Annotated in this window: 17 protein-coding genes; 10 read left to right on the plus strand and 7 right to left on the minus strand. The window is 67.5% G+C overall.

The features are described 5' to 3' along the window. Positions 1-57 precede the first annotated feature (57 nt). Complete coding sequence (gene fepB, locus MY55_RS16265; protein WP_043573703.1) at positions 58-1,059, minus strand: Fe2+-enterobactin ABC transporter substrate-binding protein; 1,002 nt, start codon at positions 1,057-1,059, stop codon at positions 58-60. A gap of 299 nt (positions 1,060-1,358) precedes the next feature. On the opposite strand from fepB, the gene MY55_RS16270 reads away from it, so the two are divergent. From MY55_RS16270 to MY55_RS16290, 5 genes are all read left to right on the plus strand, one after another. Continuing rightward, positions 1,359-2,483 (plus strand): efflux RND transporter periplasmic adaptor subunit, encoded by a 1,125-nt coding sequence (locus MY55_RS16270; RefSeq protein ID WP_230623343.1) that lies wholly within the window; start codon positions 1,359-1,361, stop codon positions 2,481-2,483. A gap of 3 nt (positions 2,484-2,486) precedes the next feature. After that, positions 2,487-5,615, plus strand: a complete 3,129-nt coding sequence (locus tag MY55_RS16275; RefSeq protein ID WP_065202715.1) for an efflux RND transporter permease subunit — start codon at positions 2,487-2,489, stop codon at positions 5,613-5,615. Continuing rightward, on the plus strand, positions 5,612-7,009 hold the full coding sequence (locus MY55_RS16280) for an efflux transporter outer membrane subunit (protein ID WP_065202716.1): 1,398 nt from the start codon (positions 5,612-5,614) through the stop codon (positions 7,007-7,009). Before MY55_RS16275 ends, MY55_RS16280 begins: the two co-directional genes overlap by 4 nt. Positions 7,010-7,171: 162 nt before the next feature. Further along, positions 7,172-8,104, plus strand: a complete 933-nt coding sequence (locus MY55_RS16285; protein ID WP_043573712.1) for an esterase/lipase family protein — start codon at positions 7,172-7,174, stop codon at positions 8,102-8,104. 1 nt (position 8,105) lies between these two features. After that, positions 8,106-9,032, plus strand: a complete 927-nt coding sequence (locus MY55_RS16290) for a lipase secretion chaperone (protein ID WP_065202717.1) — start codon at positions 8,106-8,108, stop codon at positions 9,030-9,032. 54 nt (positions 9,033-9,086) lie between these two features. On the opposite strand, the gene trpC is transcribed toward MY55_RS16290, so the two are convergent. Together trpC and MY55_RS16300 are read right to left on the minus strand one after the other, a co-directional pair. Further along, entirely contained in the window at positions 9,087-9,884 is a 798-nt protein-coding gene (trpC, locus tag MY55_RS16295; RefSeq protein WP_043573715.1) for an indole-3-glycerol phosphate synthase TrpC, read from the minus strand. 183 nt (positions 9,885-10,067) lie between these two features. Continuing rightward, positions 10,068-10,826: an SDR family oxidoreductase gene (locus MY55_RS16300; protein WP_065202718.1), complete on the minus strand. Its 759-nt coding sequence runs from the start codon at positions 10,824-10,826 to the stop codon at positions 10,068-10,070. A gap of 133 nt (positions 10,827-10,959) precedes the next feature. Between MY55_RS16300 and MY55_RS16305 the strand changes: the two genes are divergently transcribed. Next, on the plus strand, positions 10,960-11,868 hold the full coding sequence (locus tag MY55_RS16305) for a LysR family transcriptional regulator (protein WP_065202719.1): 909 nt from the start codon (positions 10,960-10,962) through the stop codon (positions 11,866-11,868). Here MY55_RS16305 and MY55_RS16310 read toward each other — a convergent pair. Then, positions 11,865-12,365 carry a prolyl-tRNA synthetase associated domain-containing protein gene (locus MY55_RS16310; RefSeq protein WP_047236759.1) on the minus strand — a complete coding sequence of 167 codons (501 nt, stop codon included), beginning with the start codon at positions 12,363-12,365 and terminating at the stop codon, positions 11,865-11,867. The two genes, MY55_RS16305 and MY55_RS16310, sit on opposite strands and share 4 nt — an antisense overlap. Before the next feature lie 56 nt (positions 12,366-12,421). Beyond that, entirely contained in the window at positions 12,422-12,985 is a 564-nt protein-coding gene (locus MY55_RS16315; RefSeq protein WP_065202720.1) for a TetR/AcrR family transcriptional regulator, read from the minus strand. Positions 12,986-13,074: 89 nt separating this feature from the next. Here MY55_RS16315 and MY55_RS16320 point away from each other — a divergent pair, with 89 nt between their 5' ends. From MY55_RS16320 to MY55_RS16335, 4 genes are all read left to right on the plus strand, one after another. Beyond that, positions 13,075-13,542, plus strand: coding sequence for a nuclear transport factor 2 family protein (locus MY55_RS16320; RefSeq protein WP_065202721.1), 468 nt, complete (start codon positions 13,075-13,077; stop codon positions 13,540-13,542). Between the two features lie 141 nt (positions 13,543-13,683). Further along, positions 13,684-15,147 carry a TldD/PmbA family protein gene (locus MY55_RS16325; protein ID WP_065202722.1) on the plus strand — a complete coding sequence of 488 codons (1,464 nt, stop codon included), beginning with the start codon at positions 13,684-13,686 and terminating at the stop codon, positions 15,145-15,147. Next, complete coding sequence (locus MY55_RS16330; RefSeq protein WP_047243973.1) at positions 15,147-16,463, plus strand: metallopeptidase TldD-related protein; 1,317 nt, start codon at positions 15,147-15,149, stop codon at positions 16,461-16,463. Before MY55_RS16325 ends, MY55_RS16330 begins: the two co-directional genes overlap by 1 nt. Positions 16,464-16,809: 346 nt before the next feature. Further along, positions 16,810-18,264 carry an aminoacyl-histidine dipeptidase gene (locus MY55_RS16335; protein ID WP_065202723.1) on the plus strand — a complete coding sequence of 485 codons (1,455 nt, stop codon included), beginning with the start codon at positions 16,810-16,812 and terminating at the stop codon, positions 18,262-18,264. Between the two features lie 106 nt (positions 18,265-18,370). On the opposite strand, the gene MY55_RS16340 is transcribed toward MY55_RS16335, so the two are convergent. Together MY55_RS16340 and dxs are read right to left on the minus strand one after the other, a co-directional pair. After that, entirely contained in the window at positions 18,371-18,952 is a 582-nt protein-coding gene (locus MY55_RS16340) for a potassium channel family protein (protein WP_043573732.1), read from the minus strand. Beyond that, positions 18,952-20,802 (minus strand): 1-deoxy-D-xylulose-5-phosphate synthase, encoded by a 1,851-nt coding sequence (gene dxs / locus MY55_RS16345; RefSeq protein ID WP_043573734.1) that lies wholly within the window; start codon positions 20,800-20,802, stop codon positions 18,952-18,954. Before dxs ends, MY55_RS16340 begins: the two co-directional genes overlap by 1 nt. Between the last annotated feature and the right edge of the window lie 29 nt (positions 20,803-20,831).

Raw genomic sequence — 20,831 nt, forward strand, 5'->3', positions numbered from 1 at the left:
AATATGAAAAAAAGCGGACCTCGGTCCGCTTTTTTATTGCCGCCGCTCGGGTGGTTTTCAGCCGAACTGCTTGCGCAGCCGCGCCAGCAGATTGCGCGCGCTGTAGTAGTCCAGCCGGAAGGTGTCCAGCCCGGCGGCGTACACCTGCTTGGCCTTCACCGCCGGATTGCCGGCCAGGAAGGGATTGGCCAGCACCTGCGGCACCTGGTCCTGGTCGGCATTGAACAGGATCATCGATTTGCCTTGCAGGCCGTCGGCGAACTTTTCGCCGGTCAGCTGGATGATGTCGTGCCGCACGCCCATGCTGGTATTGCCTTTGACGCTGTCCGGCGCGGTGGCCAGCTCAAATCCCAGCGACTGCAGCAGCTTGCCCTGCGCCGATTGCGGCGTCCACAGATTGGCGCCGGAGCCGTCCTCGTAATAGACCAACGCTGCCGTCGGCTGCGGCGGCAGCTTTAACGCTGCCTTCAGCTGGGCCGCTTCGGCGTCGAAGCCGGCGATGGCGGCGCGGGCATCGGCCTCGCGGCCCGTGGCCTGGCCCAGCAGCGCCGCCAGTTCCTGCCAGCTCTTGTCGTCGTAATTCACCACCAGGGTCGGGGCCATCTGGCTCAATTGCTCGTACAGCTTCAGCGCGGAGTCGCCGCCGGTGCCGGCCATCACGATCAGGTCCGGCTGGGCGGCGATGATGGCCTCGGCGTTGGGTTCGCCCTGATACAGCGGCGTCACGCCGCGTTGCTTGGCCACCGCGCTCCACTGGGTGAAGAAGCCCTGATCATCCGTCACCTTGGAATGGGCGGCGCTGGCGCCGCTGGCGACCACCGGCGCGTGGATGGCGAGCAGGGTGCCGGTCAGCGTCACGCTGGTGGAGACGATGCGCTGCGGCATCTTGTCCAGCGTCACCTTGCCCTTGGGCGTGTCCAGCGTGCGCGGCCAGCCGGCGGAGGCGGCGGCCGCCTTGTCGGATTCGGCGGGGGCGTTGCAAGCGCCGAGCAGCGCGGCGAGGCCGGCTGCGGCGGCCAGGCGCAGCGCGCCGCGGCGCGTGGCGTAGGGGAGCGGCATGGAGTGTTTCCTTTGCATTCGATAGCGTCCGGCGATTTTATTGCAAGTGATAAGTATTATCATTAACATTGTCGCCGATGCCAAAATTCCCGTCTCAAATCCGGGAATTTGCCTGCAAGCTCTTGCGAGCGGCGGATGGGCGCGGGCGCTGCGCCCGGCTTGTCCGCCGTTCGGTTTCTGGACTCGATTGAGCCCGAAGCGGGAGCCGCCAAGTCCAATCGCCGAAGACCGCATGCGTCCGCGCGCGCATTTTCCGGGGCTTGATGGTTCCCGTTTTCGCGGCCGGAATGCACGGGAATATGCGGATATTGACGGTTGTTGCGATGGCGGCGGGCTTGGCCGGCTGCGGAGGGAAGGAGCCAGCGCCGGAGGCGGGCAAGCCGCCCGAGGTGGGCGTGGTGAAACTGGAGGCCAAGGATGTGGCGGTAAGGGCTGAATTGGCTGGCCGCACCGTCGCCTACCGCAGCGCCGAGGTCCGGCCGCAGGTCAACGGCATCGTGCTGAAGCGCCATTTCACCGAGGGCAGCCTGGTCAAGGCCGGCGACCTGCTGTACCAGATCGACCCGGCCGGCTACCAGGCTGCCTTGCAGCAGGCGGAGGCGACGCTGGCGTCCGCCCGCGCCGCGCTGGGCAGCCTGAAGGGGCGCGCCGAACGCTATGCCGAATTGGCCAAGATAGACGGCGTCAGCCGCCAGGAGCGCGAGGAGGCGGACGCAGACTACCGCAAGGGCCTGGCGGCGGCGAAGTCCGGCGAGGCGGCGGTGGCGGCGGCCAGGGTGGAGCTGTCCCGCACCCGCGTGCTGGCGCCGATTTCCGGCCGCATCGGCCGCTCCGCCGTCAGCGAGGGCGCGCTGGTCACTTCAGGCCAGAGCGCGACTCTGGCCACCATCCAGCAGCTGGACCCGATGTACGTGGACATCGTCCAGTCCAGCCAGGATTTGCTGGCATTCAAGCGCCGTCAGGCCGACGGCGAGCTTGAGCCCGCCGGCTCGGCCGCCAGGCTGACGCTGGAGGACGGCGTGCCGTACCGGCATCCCGGCAAGCTACGTTTCACCGAGTTGAACGTGGACCGCGTCTCCGGCGCGGTGACGCTGCGCGCCGAATTCCCCAACCCCGAGGGGCTGCTGCTGCCCGGCATGTATGTGCGCGCCGAGCTGGAGCAGGGCGTGCGCCGCCAGGCGGTATTGGCGCCGCAGCAGGGGGTGGCGCGCGACGACAAGGGCCGAGCCACCGCGCTGGTGCTGGGCGCCGGCGACAAGGTGGAGCAGCGGCTGTTGACGACGGAAGGCACCCACGGCGCTTACTGGCTGGTGACGACGGGTCTGAAGGCCGGCGACCGGTTGATCGTCGACGGCCTGCAGCGCGCCCGTCCGGGCGAGGCGGCGACGCCGGTGGCCTTGCCGGCCCTGGCCGGGAGGAGTTGAGCGATGCTGGCGCGTTTCTTCATAGGCCGCCCGGTTTTCGCCTGGGTGCTGGCCATCGTCATCATGTTGGCCGGCCTGTTCGCCTTGCGCGCGCTGCCGGTGTCGCAATATCCGGACATCGCCCCGCCCACGGTGATGGTCAGCGCCAGCTACCCCGGCGCGTCCGCCCAGGTGGTGGAGACCAGCGTGATCCAGGTGCTGGAGCAGGAGCTGAAGGGCCTGGACAATCTGATGTATTTCAGCTCTACCAGCTCCTCGTCCGGCCAGGCCGAGATCATGCTCACCTTCCGCCAGGGCGCCAACGCCGACACCGCTCAGGTGCAGGTGCAGAACAAGGTCAGCCAGATGTTGGCGCGGCTGCCGCAGCAGGTGCAGCAGAATGGCTTGTCGGTGCAGAAGATGCAGGGCGACTTCCTGCTGATCGCCTCCTTTTATGATGTCAGCGGCAAGCGTAGCGACACCGACATCGCCGACTGGCTGGCCAGCAATGTGCAAGACCCGCTGAGCCGGGTGGACGGCGTCGGCTCGGTGCGGGCCTTTGGCGCGCCGTACGCGATGCGGGTGTGGCTGGACCCGCACAAGCTGAACAGCTACGGCCTGATTCCGTCCGATGTCAGCGCCGCCATCTCCAAGCAGAACACCGAGGTCTCGGTCGGCGAGCTGGGCGCTTTGCCGTCGCCGCCGGGCCAGCAGCTCAACGCGATGGTCACCGCCTGGTCGCGCTTGTCCACGCCTGAGCAGTTTCGCGAGATCGTGCTCAAGGCGCTGCCGGACGGCGGCGCGGTGCGGCTGGGCGACGTGGCGCGGGTGGAGCTGGGGCAGGAGGATTACAGCAGCAGCTCGCGGCTGAACGGCCATCCGGCTTCCGGCCTGGCGGTGATGCTGGCGCCGGGCTCCAACGCGCTGGCCACCGCCGAGGCGGTGAAGGCGCGCGTCGCCGAGCTGGAGCGAAACTTCCCGCCGGGCATCCGCGTCGCCTATCCGGAGGACACCACCCACTTCGTCCGGCTGTCGATACGCGCGGTGATGGAGACGCTGCTGGAGGCGGTGGCGCTGGTGGTGCTGGTGATGTACGTCTTTTTGCGCAACTGGCGCGCGACGCTGATTCCGGCGCTGACGGTGCCGGTGGTGCTGTTGGGCACGTTCGGCATGCTGTCGGCGGCCGGCTTCGGCATCAACACGCTGACCTTGTTCGGCATAGTGCTGGCCATCGGCCTGTTGGTCGACGACGCCATCGTGGTGGTGGAAAACGTCGAGCGGGTGATGAGCGAGGAGGGGCTGGACGCGCGCGCGGCCACCATTTGCTCGATGAGCGAGATCGGCGGCGCGCTAGTCGGCATCGGCCTGGTGCTGGGGGCGGTGTTTCTGCCTATGGCCTTCTTCGGCGGCTCGGTCGGCGTCATCTACCGCCAGTTCTCCATCACCATCGTCGCGGCGATGGCCTTGTCGGTGTTGACGGCGCTGACCTTGACGCCGGCGCTGTGCGCGACGCTGCTTCGGCCGCATGCGCCGTCCGAACGCGGCCCGCTGGCGGCGTTCGAGCGCCGCTTCAATCATTTGCAGTCCGCCTACGCCGGCCGCTGGCTGCCAAGCTGGCTGCGCCGTCCCATGCGCGGCGGCATGGTTTATCTGGCGCTGGCGGCTGGCCTGGCGGCGCTGTATCCGCGGCTGCCGACGGCCTTCATCCCGGACGAGGACCAGGGCACGGTGATGGTGCAGTTCACGCTGCCCACCGGGGCCACTCACGAGCGCGCCGACAAGGTGGCGCGCGCAGTGGAGCAGCATTTCCTGGAGACCGAGAAGGCCAATGTCGAGTCGGTGTACATGTTGTCCGGCTTCAGCTTCGGCGGCTCCGGTCAGAACGCCGGCATGGCCTTCGTCGCGCTGAAGGACTGGTCGCAGCGGCGCGGCCGGGAGAGCAGCGCCCAGGCGATAGCCGACCGCGCCACCACCGCGCTGGCCTCAGCGCGGGACGCCGAGGTGTTCGGCATGGTGCTGCCGCCCATCGGGGGCCTGGGTCAGACCAATGGTTTCGAGTTCTGGCTGCAGGACGCGTCCGGCATGGGGCGCGAGGGCCTGGCCAAAGCGCGCGACCAATTGCTGAAGGCCGCGCAGGGCGACGACAGGCTCAGCGCGGTGCGCTCCGGCGCAGCCGACGACAAGCCGCAGCTGCGGCTGGATGTGGACCAGAGCAAGGCCGCCGCGCTGGGGCTGGACCCGGCCAATGTCGCCGACACGCTGGGCGCCGCCTGGGGCGGGCGCTACATCAATGATTTCATCGATAGAGGCCGGGTGAAGAAGGTGATGATGCAGGCCGACGCGCCGTATCGTTCCAAGCCCGAAGATCTAGGCCTGTGGTTCGTCCGCGGCGCGGACGGCACGATGACGCCGTTTTCCGCCTTCGCCCGCGCGCGTTGGGAATACGGCCCGGCACAGCTGAACCGCTACAACGGTTTGCCGGCGCTGCCGCTGTCGGGCTCGGCCGCCGCCGGCGTCAGCTCCGGCGAGGCGATGAAGGCGGTGGAGGCCGTGGCCGGCAAGCTGCCGGGCACGCAGTACGAGTGGAGCGGCCTGTCTTATCAGGATCGGTTGTCCAGCGGCCAGACGCCGCTGCTGTACGCGGTGTCGATATTGTTCGTCTTCCTGTGCCTGGCGGCGCTGTACGAAAGCTGGCTGGTGCCCTGCGCCGCCATGACGGCGATTCCGCTGGGCGTGCTGGGCGCGGTGCTGGCGGTGATGGCGCGCGGCCTGGCCAACGACATCTATTTCCAGGTGGGTCTGCTGACGACGATAGGCCTGTCGGCCAAGAACGCCATCCTGATCATCGAGTTCGCCGAGGCGGCGATACGGCGCGGCGACGATGCGCTGAGCGCGGCGCTGGCCGCCGCCCGCCAGCGCCTGCGGCCTATCCTGATGACCTCGCTGGCCTTCGGCGTCGGCGTCGCGCCGCTGGTCTGGGCCGGCGGGCCGGGCGCCGGCAGCCAGAACGCGATCGGCGCGGCGGTGCTGGGCGGCGTGGTATCCGCCACGCTGCTGACGCTGTTCTTCGTGCCGCTGGCGCATCTGCTGATACGCGGCCTGGCGGGGCAAGTCGCGCAGCGGCGTTTGAAAATGGCGGAGGCGCGCGGATGAAACCAATCCCCATTTTGCTGGTTTGCGTAGGCCTGGCCGCTTGCGCCGCGCCGCAGCCGGATTACCAACGGCCCGCCGCGCCGGTGCCGGCGCATTGGCCGGCGGCGGGCGCGGAGGGCGCGGAGGGCGCGGAGGGCGGACAGGCCGATGTGGCCTGGCGGCGCTTCTTCGTCGACGAGGGCCTGCGCGCAACCATCGCCCAGGCGCTGGCGAATAACCGCGATTTGCGCGCAGCGGTCGCCAATGTGCAGGCGGCGCGGGCGCAGTATCGGGTGCAGGACGCGGCGCGGCTGCCGACCGTGCAGCTGCAGGGCAACGCCAACCGCCAGCTCACTCGCGGCGGCGATCCGTCGCTGGCGGCTGACAGCCGCGGTGTCAGCGCCGGAGTGGGTGTCAGCGCGTTCGAGCTGGATTTGTTTGGCCGCGTGAAAAGCCTGAGCGATGCGCAGTGGCGGCGTTACCTGGCCAGCGAGTCCGGCGCGCAGGCGGCGCGGGTCAGCCTGATCGCGGAAACCGCCAATGCTTATTTGACCTTGGCCGCCGACCGCAGCCAGCTGGCTGCGGCGCGGGCGACGCAGCAAAGCGCCGAGCGCTCGCTCGCTCTGACGCGCGAGCGGCTGCGCCTGGGCGCGGCTTCGGCGCTGGACGTCAGCGCGATGAATACCGTGGCGCAACAGGCGCGGGCCGATGTCGCCCGTTACCAAGGGCTAGCGGAGCGGGACAGGCTGGCGTTGCAATTGCTGGTCGGCGCGGAGCTTGGCGAGGCGAGGCTGCCGGCGGCGCTGGAGGACAAGCCTTACACGCTGGCGGCGCTGCCGGTGGACGCGCCGGCCGATGCCTTGCTGCGCCGACCGGACGTCCGCCAGGCGGAAAATCTGCTGCGGGCCGCCCATGCGGATGTAGACGCCGCGCGGGCCGGCTTGTGGCCCAAGCTGGGGCTTAGCGCCAGCTCAGGATTCAGCGGCGTGACGCTGGCCGGTCTGCTGAACGCGCCTGCGCGGGCCTTGAGCCTGGCGCTGGATGCCAGCCTGCCATTATTGGATGGCGGCGCGGCCAGGGCCGGCGCGGATCAGGCGGAAGCGCAGCGGCTGGCGGCGCTGGCCGCTTACGAGAAAGCCCTGCAAAGCGGGTTTCGCGAAGTGGCCGACGCCTTGAGCCAGCGCCAGGCGCTGGCCGAGGAAAAACAGGCGCGGCAGGCGACGCTCGCCAGCGCGGAAACCTCGTTGCGGCTGGCGGAAGCGCGTTATCGGCAGGGGCTGGACGGCTATCTGAGCCTGCTGGAGGCGCAGCGGATGGCGCAGGCGGCGCGCCAGCAGTGGATCGGCGCCAGCCTGGCCGAGGCGGAGAACATGGCGGCGCTGTACCAGGCGCTGGGCGGGGGGCTGGATGGCTAGCGCGGCCAGTCGTCCGGCCAGTCGGAGCTGGCATAGTGGCCAGTTGTTTGCTTTTTGTTGGACAAACGTTTGAACCATTGCTGGATTTTGCATTTGTCATGGCCTATCTCGATATAGGCGCCATTCGGCGCCTGAAATCATACGAATAATTCGGGAGAGAAAATGAAACACCTGTTGTCGCGCAGCGCATTCGTCCTCGCCTTGCTCATGTTGCCGTTCGCATCGGCCTTCGCTTCCTCCGGCTACACCCAAACCCGCTATCCCATCGTGCTGGTGCATGGCCTGTTCGGCTTTGGCCAGATGCTGGGGGTGGATTATTTCTACCAGGTGCCGGCCGCGTTGAAGGCTGACGGCGCCCAGGTATACGTGGCCGAGGTTTCCGCCACCGACAGCAACGAGGCCCGCGGCGAGCAATTGCTGCAGCAGGTGCAGAAGATCCTGGCCATCACCGGCGCGCAGAAGGTCAACCTGATCGGCCACAGCCAGGGCGCGCCCACCGCGCGCTACGTGGCCGGCGTGCGGCCGGACCTGGTGGCTTCGGTCACCACCATAGGCGGCGTCAACAAGGGCTCCACCGTGGCCGACATCGTGCGCGGCGCGGCGCCTGCGGGCACGGTTTCCGAAGCGGTGGCCGCCGCCATCGCCGGCGCTTTGGCCAAGGTGATCGCCTTCTTCTCCGGCACCAGCGACCTGCCGCAGCAGCCGATTGCCGCGTTGAACTCGCTGACCACCGCCGGCTCGCTGGCCTTCAACGCCAAGTTTCCGGCCGGCGTGCCGCGCTCGGCTTGCGGCGAAGGCGACTACCAGGTCAACGGCGTGCAGTACTACTCGTGGACCGGCGCGGCCACCACCACCAATGTGCTGGATCCGCTGACCATCCCGATGGGCGTGTTGGGCCTGGCTTTCGGCTCCACTGCCTCCGACGGCCTGGTGGCGGTGTGCTCCGCGCACCTGGGGCAGGTGATCCGCGACGACTACAAGATGAACCACGTCAACGAAATCAACCAGAGCTTCGGCCTGGTCAGCCTGTTCGAAGTCAGCCCGGTCAGCCTGTACCGCCAGCAGGCCAACCGCCTGAAGAACGCGGGCTTGTAAGATGCGCAAGGCCCGTCTGTTGCTTGGCTTGACGGGCGTCTGCGCCGGCCTGCTGGTTTGGCAGGCCTGGCCGCAGGCGCAGAAAACCGCTCCTGCCTCGGCGCAGGCCGGCAAGGACGGCGGTTTCGCGCCGTCCCTGCGCGGCACGCGGCCGGATGGCGCGGTCAAGGCTGCGGCCGACGGCGCGCTGCAGGTCAATCAGGAGCTGCGCCGCCTGTTCGACTACTATCTGGCCGCGTTGGGCGAGCGCGAGCTGCCGGCGATCCGCGCCGAGCTGCGCGCCTATCTGCAGCGCACCTTGTCCGCCGGCGCCTTGAAGCAGGCGATGGCGCTGTTCGACCGCTACGTCGCTTACCGCCAGTCGCTGGCGGGGATGGCGGTGGCGGCGAGCAGCGACCTGGCGCAGCGGCTGGCGCGGGCGCAGTCGCTGCGGCTGCAGTACTTCTTCTCGCAGGCGGAAGTGGAGGGTTTGTTCGGCGATGAGGACCGTTACGACGCTTTCACCGCCAAGCGGCTGGCCATTCTGGCCAATTCGGCCTTGAGCGCGGCGGAAAAGCAGCGGCAGATCGCGCTGCTGGAGCAGCAGCTGCCGCCGGCCTTGCGCGCGGCGCGTGAAGAGCCGGTCAAGCATCTGCAGCTGGCGGAGGCCGAAGCCGAATTGCGCAAGCGGGGCGGCGGCGAGCAGGAACTGTACGCGCTGCGGGCCGGCATGGTGGGACAGGCCGCTGCCGACCGGCTGGCGTCGCTGGACAAGGAGGAGGCCGCCTGGCAGCAGCGGGTGGCCGATTTCAATCGCGAGCGGGCGGCCATTCTGCAAAACGGCCAACTGAGCGATCAGCAGCGCCAGCAGGCGGTCAGCCAGCTGCAGGCGCAGCGCTTCAGCCAGCAGGAAGCCTTGCGGCTGGGGGCTTTCTCGCCGGCCAGATAGCGGAAAGCAGGATAAGGAAGGAAAGCAGCGGGCGCCGTCAGGCGCCCGTTCGCATCAGGGCTGCTGGCTGAACAGCCGCGCCAGCGCCTCGCCGGGCTCGGCTTCGCGCATGAAGGCTTCGCCCACCAGGAAGCTGTGCACGCCGCTGCTGCGCATCAGGCGCACGTCGTCGACGCCGGCGATGCCGCTCTCGGTGACGGCGATGCGGCCGTTGTCGATGCGCGGCAGCAGTTTGAGCGTGGTGGCCAGGCTCACTTCGAAGCTGCGCAGATTGCGGTTGTTGACGCCTATCAGCTCGGTCTTCAGCTGCAGCGCGGCATCCAGCTCCGCCTCGTTGTGCACTTCGGCCAGCACCGCCATGCCCAGCTCGTCGGCCAGCGCCTCGAATGCCTGCATCTGCGGCAGCTCCAGCGCGGCGGCGATCAGCAGGATGCAGTCGGCGCCCATCGCGCGGGCTTCGTAGATCTGGTATTCGTCGACGATGAAGTCCTTGCGCAGCGCCGGCAGGTGGCAGGCGGCGCGGGCGGCTTCCAGGAAGCTCGCGTCGCCCTGGAAATACTGGCGGTCGGTCAGCACCGACAGGCAGGCCGCGCCGTGCTTGGCGTAGCTGGCGGCGATGGCGGCCGGGTCGAAGTCGGGGCGGATCACGCCCTTGCTCGGGCTGGCCTTCTTGATTTCGGCGATCACGGCGGCCTTGCCCAGCGCATGCTTGGCGCGGATGGCGGCGACGAAGTCGCGGCGGTCGCCGCGGGATTCGGCGTCGGCGCGCACGCTGGCGAGCGGGCGGCCGCTTTGCGCCGCGGCGATTTCCTCATGCTTGGTGGCGATGATGGTGTTGAGAATATCGGACATGCTGGCTTCTGTGGTATCGACAACGAATCAGCCATCATGCAGAACATCGCCGAGTCTGGCAAGTCACGCAAAATGATGTTTGCGCGATGCGGGCGGCGGCTCGGCTGCGCGAGGCTGGCCGATGCGGGGCCGCGCAAGAAAAAACCGCCCGGGACGGGCGGTTCGCGGCGCAGGCTGCCGGGTTCAGCGCGAGACGAAGCCGCCGTTGATGAACAGGGTTTGGGCGGTGGTCCAGCGGTTTTCCGGGGAAACCAGATGCTTGACCAGCGGCACCAGGTCCGCCACCTGGCCCAGCTCGCCGTTGATGCTTGCGCGCTTCAGGTAGGCCACGGTTTCCGGGGTTTCCACCGCGTAGAAGAATTCGGTGTCCATCGGGCCGGGCGCCACCACGTTGACGGTGATGCCGCGCTGGCCCACTTCCTTGGCCAGCGCGCGGGTGAAGTCCTCCAGCGGCGCCTTGCTGCCGGCGTAGACGCCGTAGTAGCCGGTGGTGGCGGCCAAGAGCGAGGTGCCGATGCTGAGGATGCGGCCGTTGTCGCGCAGGCGGCGGCCGGCTTCCTGCAGGCAGAAGAAGGCTGCCTTGGTATTCAGGGCGAAGATGGCGTCGAACTCTTCCTCGCTGACCTCGGTGACCGGCTTTTTCACCATCATGCCGGCGGTGTTGATCAGGATGTCCAGATGGCCGAAGCGCGCTTCCACCGCGTCGAACAGGCGGCGCACTTCCGCGATCTTGGTGATGTCGGCCTGCACGGCGAAAGCCTGGCCGCCGGCGGCAAGGATCTGGGCGGCGGCTTCTTCCGCGCCGGCGCGGGAGCCGGCGCTGTTGTAGTGGATGGCGACGGCGGCGCCGTCGGCGGCCAGCGCCTCGGCGAAGGCGCGGCCCATATTGCGCGATGCGCCGACTGCCAGCGCGACTTTTCCTGCGAAGTGGGATTGGCTCATGTTTGCTGCTCCGTTGGCTGTGCCGCATGTCGCGGCGGGTGTTGACGCTTCGCAGTGTATTGTTTGGATATCTCCTGATAAATATGATGATTTTGATTACACTATCCATAAAGTCGATCTAATTGGAGCAGGCATGGACCGGATTCAGGCGATGCAGGTATTCGCCACCGTGGTGGACGCCGGCGGCTTCACCAAGGCCGCGCAGCAGATGCAGTTGCCGCGCGCCACGGTGTCCAGCGCGGTGCAGCAACTGGAGGCGCAGCTGGGCGTGCGGCTTTTGCACCGGACCACGCGCCGGGTGCAATTGACGCTGGACGGCAGCGGCTTCTACGAACGCTGCCAGCAGCTGCTGGCCGATTTCGAGGAAATCGAGGCCTTGTTCAGCCAGCAGGGGGCCAATCCGCGCGGCAAGCTGCGCATAGACGTGCCGGGGCCGATAGGCCGCCAGGTGCTGGCGCCGGCGTTGCCGGAGTTTTTCCGCCAGTACCCCGACATCCAGCTGGAGCTGGGCGTCACCGACCGCCCGGTGGACCTGATTCAGGAAGGGGTGGATTGCGTGATCCGGGTGGGGCAGCTTGGCGAGTCGCGGCTGGTGGCGCGGCGGGTGGGCATGCTGGCGCAAGGCAATTACGCCAGCCCGGCCTACCTGGCGAGTTTCGGCGAACCGCGCAGCCCGGACGATCTGGCGCGGCACCAGGCGGTGAACTACGCGTCGCCGTCCAGCGGCAAGGTGTTCGCCTGGGAGTGGCAGCGCGACGGCGAGTGGCAGGAGAGGGCGCTGAGCGCCAAAATCAGTGTCAACCAGGTGGAAACCTATCTGGCCTGCGCGCTGGCCGGGCTGGGCCTGATCCAGTTGCCGCGCTACGATGCGGCGCCGCATGTGGCCGCCGGGCGGCTGGTTGAGGTGCTGGCCGACTGGCCGCCGCCGGCGATGCCGGTGTCGGTGTTGTATCCGCACCGGCGCCATTTGTCGCGGCGGGTGCAGGTTTTCGTCGAATGGGCCTCGGCCCTGCTGCGGGAGCGGCTGGGTTTGGCCGACTAGCGGCTATCGCGCCGCGGCACCGCCAACACCCGCGGCGGGTGGCCGCAGTGCCGCAACAGCCGCTCCAGGTCGGCCACCGGCACGCTGAGCGTGGCGGTATTCACCAGCGGATGGCATAGGATGGCCTCCGCCGCCCACAGTTCGGCGTCCACCACCACCTGCACCGCGTCGTCGCGGTCGTTGACCGCCGCCAGCAGCGTCACCGATCCCGGCTCCAGCCCCAGGTGGCGCTTCAGCCTTTCCGGCGAGGCGAAACGCAGCCCTTTGGCGTCCAGCGTTTCGCCCAGGGCCTTGATGTCCACTCCGGCCGCGGCCGGCACTGCCACCAGAAAATGCCGGCGGCCCTTGGCGTCGCATAAAAACAGGTTTTTGCACTCCGCGCCGGGCAGGTCTGGAATCAGTCGCGCGGCCTCTTCGCAGGTATAGACCGGCGGATGCTCGAAGCGTTGATAGTGGACCTGCTGCGCGTCCAGCAGGCGATACAGCGCGTGTTCCATGCAGTGTTCTCCGGCGTTTCGTTCCGTTTGAAACTATCACGGCGCCGCCGCCCGCGTCACCCCGCCAGTTTCATGATCAAGCCTTCCAGCGCCGCCAGCGCCGCTTCCGGCCGGCCGTCGATCTGCGCGCGCACGATGGCGCCGTCGGCCGCCAGCGCCAGCATGTCTGCCAAGCCGGCTGGGGCCGGGCGGGCCGGCAGCAGCGCGGCGATCGCATCGCGCATTTCGCTTTTGTGCCGGCGCGCCGCCTCGGCCAGCTCCGCTTCGGCCGGCATTTCGCCGACGCCGTTGATGAAGGCGCAGCCGCGAAAGTCGTCGGAGGCGAACCATTCCCGCAGCGCCTGGGCCAGCGCCATGGCGCCGTCGGCGGCATGGCGCGCCAACGCGGCGCGAAAGCCCGCCATCCATTGCTGGTGGCGTTGTTCCAGGTAGGCCTGTATCAAGTCGTGCTTGCTGGGGAAGTGGCGATAAAACGTCACCTTGGTGACGCAGGATTCGGCGATGAGCCGGTCTATGCCGGTGGCGCGCAGGCCTTCGCGGTAGAACAAGCGGTGCGCGGTGGCGAGGATGCGTTCCCGCGCCGGCAGCGCGGCGATGCCGCTGGATGGATTCGGTTTCATGAAAGTGATTGTAGACAGAGTTGTCTACTTAAGTCTAGACTGGTTTGCGTGTAGACAAATCTGTCTACTTAACCTGAAAAGGAAACATCATGGAAAACCGCCCGCCGCTGCCGCCGTTCACTCGCGAAACTGCGATCGAGAAAGCCCGCCTGGCCGAAGATGGCTGGAACAGCCGCGATCCGGCCCGGGTGGCGCTGGCCTACAGCGTGGATACCCGCTGGCGCAACCGCGTCGACTTTCCTCAGGGCCGGGCCGAAGCCGAGGCCTTGCTGGCGCGCAAATGGAAACGCGAGCTGGATTACCGTTTGATCAAGGAGTTATGGGCATTCGACGGCAACCGCATCGCGGTGCGCTTCGCCTACGAATGGCATGACGACGCCGGCCAGTGGTACCGCAGTTACGGCAACGAGAACTGGGCCTTCGGCGCCGACGGCCTGATGACCGACCGCCACGCCAGCATCAACGACATGCCGATTGCGCAAGCCGAGCGCCAGTTCTTCTGGCCGCTGGGCCGTCGTCCGGACGACCATCCAGGTTTGAGCGATCTGGGCTTGTAGCCGTGGACGCGGCGGGCCGCGCGGACGCGCGCGCCTGCCGCTTGGGCAATGGAAATAGGTATGGACAGCGGGACATGCGGCTGATTAGTATCAATGCCATTGACATTGCGGCCCAGGCCGACATCACATGGAGTTTTGCCCATGCTTGAAACCATCCGGCAGCGCTTCCTGGCGCTGCAACCGCAGGCGGATTTTTGTTCGCTGCGCTACGTGGAGGAAGACCGCGAACGGCTGCATGTCCGGCAGGGGCGGCAGCAGCCGTTGAGCCGCAGCCACGACCGCGGCGCGATGATCGTCGTGATCGATGGCGGCGGCTATGGCTATGCGGCCACCGCCGACCTGAGCGAGGCGGGCCTGCGCGCCGCTTTCGCGCGGGCGAAGGCGTGGGCCCGCGCCACGGCCGGCTGCGGGGTGTTCGATTACCGCCAAGTCGAGTTGCCCAGCCCGTCCGGCCGCTACGCCGGCCCGGGCAGCGAGAGCGAGGCTCCGTGGCGCCGCGCTGAATTGCTGGGTTTGCTGATGGAGGAATCTGCCGCGGCCAAGGGCGAGGACGCGCGCATCGTGGATTGGTCGGCCGGCCTGGTGCGGCAGGACATCCGCCAGCTCTACCTGACGTCGCGCGGCGGCGAGGCGGAGCAGCGTTTCCGCATGCTGACGCCGTCGTTGACGGTGACGGCCTTCGCCGACGGCCGAGTGCAGACGCGCAGCCTGGGCGGCCAGTATGGCGGCATGGCGCGCCAGGGCGCGGAGGAGGCGTTGATCGCGGAGGCCGGCCTGGCCGGCGCCGGCCGCCGCGTCGCCGACGAAGCCTTGCAGCTGCTGCATGCGCCCAATTGCCCGAGCGGCAAGATGGACCTGCTGCTGATGCCGGAGCAGATGATGCTGCAGATTCACGAAAGCATAGGCCATCCGCTGGAGTTGGACCGCATCCTGGGCGACGAGCGCAATTACGCCGGCACCAGCTTCGTCACCCTGGACATGTTCGGCCATTACCAGTACGGCTCCAACCTGCTCAACGTCACCTTCGATCCGCTGCGCCGCCAGGAATTGGCCAGCTATGGCTGGGACGACGACGGCAAGGCCGCCGACAAGACGTGGCTGATCCGGAACGGCGTGCTGGAGCGGCCGCTGGGCGGCGACATCTCTTCGGCCCGGGCCGGCTTGGAGGAGATCGCGCTGGACGGGGTGGCGAACAGCCGCGGCTGCAACTGGAACCGGCCGGCGATAGACCGGATGGCCAACCTCAATGTCGAACCCGGCGACAAGACTTTCGAACAGCTGGTGGCCGGCGTGGAGCGCGGCGTGCTGATGCAGACCAATGTCAGCTGGTCGATCGACGATTCGCGCAACAAGTTCCAGTTCGGCTGCGAATGGGGCCAGTTGATAGAAGACGGCGAATTGAAGGGTGTGGTGCGCAATCCCAATTACCGCGGCATTTCCGCCAATTTCTGGCGCTCGCTGCGGGCGGTGGGCGACGAGTCTACGCTGTCGGTGCTGGGAACGCCTTATTGCGGCAAGGGCGAGCCCAACCAGGTGGTGAGAGTGGGCCACGCTTCGCCGGCCTGCGTGTTCGGCGAGGTGGATGTATTCGGAGGAGCGGCGTGATGCGGGCGCATTTCAAATTATTGGCGAACGAACTGAAGCGGCAGCTGCGGGAGGGCGAGGGCTTTACCCTGTGGCTGGAGGCCGAGTCCACCGATTTCGTCAGGTTCAACCATGGCAAGGTGCGGCAGGCCGGCTCGGTGCGGCAGGCGTATCTGGATGTGCGCCTGCTGCGGGGAAGCCGCCAGGTCACGCAGCAGCTGTCGCTATCCGGCGACGACCACGATCTGGCCTTGCTGGAGAGCAGCTTGCCGGCCTTGCGCGCGGCGCTGGACGATGTGGAGGATGATCCCTTCCTGTTGCTGAACGACAAGCCGCAGGACAGCGAACGGCTGTCCGCTGCGGCGCTGCCGGACGGCGCGGCCATGGCGGAGGATATCCTGGCCGCCGCGCGCGGGCATGACTTGGTCGGCATCCTGGCCGCCGGCGAGATGAGCTTCGGCTTCGCCAATCATCTGGGCCAATTCAATTGGCAGCAGGGCGGCAGCTGGAATTTCGACTGGAGCCTGCATGCGTTTGGCGACAAGGCCGTGAAGCGCAGCATGGCCGGCGGCGAATGGGACGCGGGCCGGCTGCGCGGCGCCATCGACGAGGCGGCGGCGCAGCTGGAGTGGCTGAAGTTGCCGCCCAAGACGCTGGAGCCGGGCCGTTATCGCGCTTATTTCACGCCTTCGGCGCTGGGCAGCCTGCTGTCCATGCTCAACTGGGGCGGCCTGTCGGAAAAAGAGGTGCGTTCCAAGCGCAGCCCCTTGTTGAAGCTGGCCGCCGGCGAAGTCGGCCTGTCGCCGTTGGTGACGTTGACGGAGGATGCCGCGGCCGGCCTGGCGCCGATGTTCCAGAGCGATGGCTTCATCAAGCCGGATCAGGTGGGCCTGATCGTCGGCGGCGCGCACCGCAACAGCCTGATCGGGCCGCGCAGCGCCGGCGAGTTCGGCTTGGCGCCCAATGCCGGCGCGCATGAGATAGCGGAATCGTTGCGGATGGAGGCGGGGGCCTTGCCGCAGCAGCAGGCGCTGGAAGCGTTGGGCACCGGGGTGTACCTGTCCAATCTGTGGTACCTGAACTTTTCCGACCGGGCCGCTTGCCGCATCACCGGCATGACGCGTTTCGCCTGTTTCTGGGTGGAGGGCGGCAAGATCGTCGCGCCGCTGGGCGTGATGCGTTTCGACGATAGCCTGTTCGATCTGTTGGGCGGGCAGCTGGAGGCGCTGACCGCCGAGCGCGAATTGCTGGCGGACGCCAGCAGCTACGGCGGCCGCGCCACCCAGAGCAAACTGCTGCCCGGCGCCTTGGTTTCCTCCTTGCATTTCAGCCTGTAAGGGCTGCATCTGGTCGGCTGCCAGCTTCGAGGGGGCTGGCGGCCACCTTGCATGTATCCATGCAATTTTCGCATGTTTAATGCCTTCTGCATGGGTGCTGCTGCATCGCATGGCCTGCTGCCGCCATGATTTTGCTTGGAATTCTTTCCATTCCAGACAAGCCGGGGTATGCTTTCTCTTCATTGCACATCCGCTAACGTGACGGATTAGCAAGCGCCGTCGGCGGGCCGGGATTTCTCCCCGCGCAGCGGCGTTTCATCATTTTTCCAGCTTTCGCCGCGATGGCGAATGTTGTGCCAGGCGACGCGGCTGACCGCGCGCCGCGAACTGAATCAAGGAATGCGTTGTGACCGATATCGCCCAACTCGAACCCAAAGCCGTCTGGGAACACTTCCAAACCCTGTGCGACATTCCGCGCCCGTCCAAGCACGAGGAACAGGTGCGCGACTACATGAAAGGCTGGGCGGAGCTGCGCGGCCTGGAAACCGTCGTCGACAAGGTGGGCAACCTGATCATCCGCAAGCCGGCCACGCCGGGCTATGAAGACCGCGCCGGCGTGGTGCTGCAAGGCCACCTGGACATGGTGTGCCAGGCCAATAGCGGCACCGAGCACGACTTCTTCAAAGACCCGATCCGCCCGGTATTGAAAGATGGCTGGCTGATCGCCGAAAACACCACGCTGGGCGCCGACAACGGCATCGGCGTGGCGCTGGGCATGGCGGTGCTGTCCGGCGACGACGTCGCCCACGGCCCGGTGGAAGTGCTGCTGACGCTGGACGAAGAGGCCGGCATGGGCGGCGCGCTGGGCCTCGAGACCGGCCTGCTGCAAGGCCAGTACCTGATCAATATCGATACCGAAGAGTGGGGCGAGTTCTACATGGGCTGCGCCGGCGGCGTGGATGTCAATGTCAGCCGCGAATACGCGGTTGAGGCCGTGCCGGCCGGCTTCCAGACCGCGAGCCTGACCATCAAAGGCCTGAAGGGCGGCCACTCCGGCGCCGACATCCACCTGGGCCGCGGCAACGCCAACAAGATCCTGATCCGCCTGCTGCGTGAATTGGAGGCGGAAACCGAACTGCGCCTGGCCACGCTCAAGGGCGGCACGGCCCGCAACGCGCTGTCGCGCGAGGCCTTCGCGGTGGTGGCCTATCCGGCCGCCGACGCCGCCAAGGTGGCGGCCAAGCTGGATGCCTTCCAGGCGCTGATGCGTTTCGAACTGGCTGGCGTCGACGAAGGCGTGGCGGTGTTGTCCGAAGCCGCCGCCGCTGCCGGCGTGCTGGCTCGCGCCGACCAAGCCGCCATTCTGTCCGCGCTGCATGCGGCGCCGCATGGCGTCAAGCGCATGAGCCAGCGCGTGGACGGCGTGGTGGAAACCTCCAACAACCTGGGCGTGGTCACCGTGGCCGACGGCAAGGTTTTCGCCAACCTGATGGTGCGCTCCCTGCTGGATTCCGGCACCTGGATGCTGGCGCGCGAAGTGGAAAGCCTGTTCAAGCTTGCCGCGTTCAAGGTGGAAATGGAAGGCGGCTACCCGGGCTGGGCGCCGAATCCGGGCTCCAAGCTGCTGGCCTTGTTCAAGGACGTGTTCCGCCAGGAATTCGGCGGCGAAGCCGAGGTGCAGGTGATCCACGCCGGCCTGGAATGCGGCATCCTGGGCGCCAAATACCCGAATCTGGACATGGTGTCCTTCGGCCCGAACATCCGCGGCGCGCACGCGCCGGGCGAGCGAGTGGAAGTGGAGTCGGTAGGCAAGGCCTGGCAGTTGCTGCAGGCGGTGCTGAAAGCCATTCCGGCGCGTTGATTTCCCGCTTTGTCTGAAGAGCGGCCTGACTGAAAAGTCCGGCCGCTTTTTCATGGGCGCGCGGCGCGGGCGGCGATGGTGTCGGTTTCGCCGGGCCGGCGCGGCGTCAGTCGGCTTGCTTGCCGGCGCCGCGCGGACCCTGGCCGGAGAAATGGCGGCCGAAGCCTATGATCACCAGCGCGCTGGTGAAGATGATCTGCAAGTCGGCGAGCAGCCGCACCGGCCAGTAGGTGGGGTACATGTCGCCATAGCCGACGGTGGCGGCGGTGGCGATGGACAGGTGGAAGCAATCGAGGAACAGCAAGGCGGCGTGGCCGTAGAAGCCGGGCAGGAAGCCGCCCTGGCCGTCGTACAGCGCCGTCATGCCGTGGAAGGCGCTGCCGCCGGTCAGCAGCAGCGCGAACAGGTAGTACACCACGGCGAATTGCAGCACCAGGCCGACGTAAAGGCCGATCAGGTCGCCCAATTGGCGTTGGCGCGGCCGCCGCAGGATGTGCCGCACGGTGCGCCACAGCGGCCAGAAGAACACCGCCCAGGCCAGCCATTGCTCGCCCTGGCGCGGCAGCAGCGCATGCAGGCCCGCGCCGTGCCACAGCAGAGTGAGCAGAGCGGCGCAGGCCAGAGACAGCGCCGTTTCGGCATGCAATTGCAGCCGGGTTTCCAGGCTGGGAAGCGGCAGAGACGCCATCAGCCGGCCAGACGCTGGCGGATGCTGGCCTCGATGCCGGCGGCGTCCAGGCCGCATTTGGACAGCAGCAGCGCCGGGTCGCCGTGCTCGACATAGTCGTCGGGCAGGCCCAGCTGCAGCACCGGCGTGCTCAGCCACATTTCCTGCATCGCTTCCAGGCAAGCGGAGCCGGCGCCGCCCATCACCACGTTTTCCTCCACGGTGACGATCAGCTCGTGGCTTTCTGCCAGCGTGCGCACCAGCTCCATGTCCAGCGGCTTGACGAAGCGCATGTCGGCGACGGTGGCGTCCAGCGCTTCGGCGGCGGCGAGGGCGGGGCGCACCATGCTGCCGAAGGCCAGGATGGCGATCTTGCCGCCCTGGCGGCGAACCACGCCCTTGCCGACCGGCAGCGCTGCCATCTGCTGCTGGATTTCCACGCCGGGGCCGGTGCCGCGCGGGTAGCGGACGGCAGTCGGGCTGTCCAGCTGGAAGGCGGTGTACAACAGCTGGCGGCACTCGTTTTCGTCCGACGGCGCGATCACCGTCATATTGGGGATGCAGCGCAGGAAGCTGAGGTCGAAGGCGCCGGCATGGGTGGGGCCGTCGGCGCCGACCAGGCCGGCGCGGTCCAGCGCGAACATCACCGGCAGGTTCTGCAGCGCCACGTCGTGGATCAACTGGTCGTAGCCGCGCTGCAGGAAGGTGGAGTAGATCGCCACCACCGGCTTCAGGCCGTCGCAGGCCATGCCGCCGGCGAAAGTCACCGCGTGCTGCTCGGCGATGGCCACGTCGTAGTAGCGGTCCGGGTGCTCTTTCTCGAAGCGCACCATGCCGGAGCCCTCGCGCATCGCCGGGGTGATGCCGACCAGGCGCTTGTCCAGCTTGGCCATGTCGCACAGCCAGTCGCCGAACACCTGGGTGTATTGCGGTTTGCCGCCGCCGCTCTTGGCGCCGGCGAGGCCGTTGGCAGGGTCGAACTTGGTGACGCCGTGGTATTTGACCGGGTCATTCTCGGCCAGCTTGTAGCCCTGGCCTTTCTTGGTGACGATGTGCAGGAACTGCGGGCCTTTCAGGCTCTTGATGTTCTTCAGCGTGTCCACCAGCACGTCCACATCATGGCCATCGATCGGTCCGATGTAGTTGAAGCCGAATTCCTCGAACAGCGTGCCCGGGGTGAAGAAGCCCTTGACGTGCTCTTCCACCTTGCTGGCGATTTCCTTCAAAGGCGGGGCGATGCCCAGCACCTTGCTGGAGCCTTCGCGCATCGCCGCGTAGAAGCGGCCGGACATCAGCTTGGCCAGGTAGTTGTTCAGCGCGCCGACATTGGGCGAGATCGACATGTCGTTGTCGTTGAGGATCACCAGCAGGTCGGTGTCCATCGCGCCGGCGTTGTTCAGCGCCTCGAAGGCCTGGCCGGCGGTCATCGCGCCGTCGCCGATGATGGCCACGCTCTTGCGCTCCACGCCCAGCGTCTTGGCCGCCACCGCCATGCCCAGCGCGGCGCCGATCGAGGTGGACGAATGGCCGACGCCGAAGGTGTCGTATTCGGATTCTTCGCGCTTGGGGAAGCCGGCCAGGCCGCCGTACTGGCGCATGCTGCCCATCTGCTCGCGGCGGCCGGTCAGGATCTTGTGCGGGTAGGTCTGGTGGCCGACGTCCCAGACCAGGCGATCGTGCGGCGTGTCGAACACGTAATGCAGGGCGACGGTCAGCTCGATGCTGCCCAGATTGGACGCGAAGTGGCCGCCGGTCTTGCTGACCGTTTCCACCAGGAATTCGCGCAGTTCGCGCGCCAGCTGCGGCAGCTGGTTGCGGGACAGCTGCCGCAGGTCGGCGGGGCTGTTGATGTTTTCTAGCAGCGGATACATTGTTTGGTCTGCAGTGGTATGGCTCGCCG

The organism is Chromobacterium subtsugae (assembly GCF_001676875.1).
GTDB lineage: Bacteria > Pseudomonadota > Gammaproteobacteria > Burkholderiales > Chromobacteriaceae > Chromobacterium > Chromobacterium subtsugae.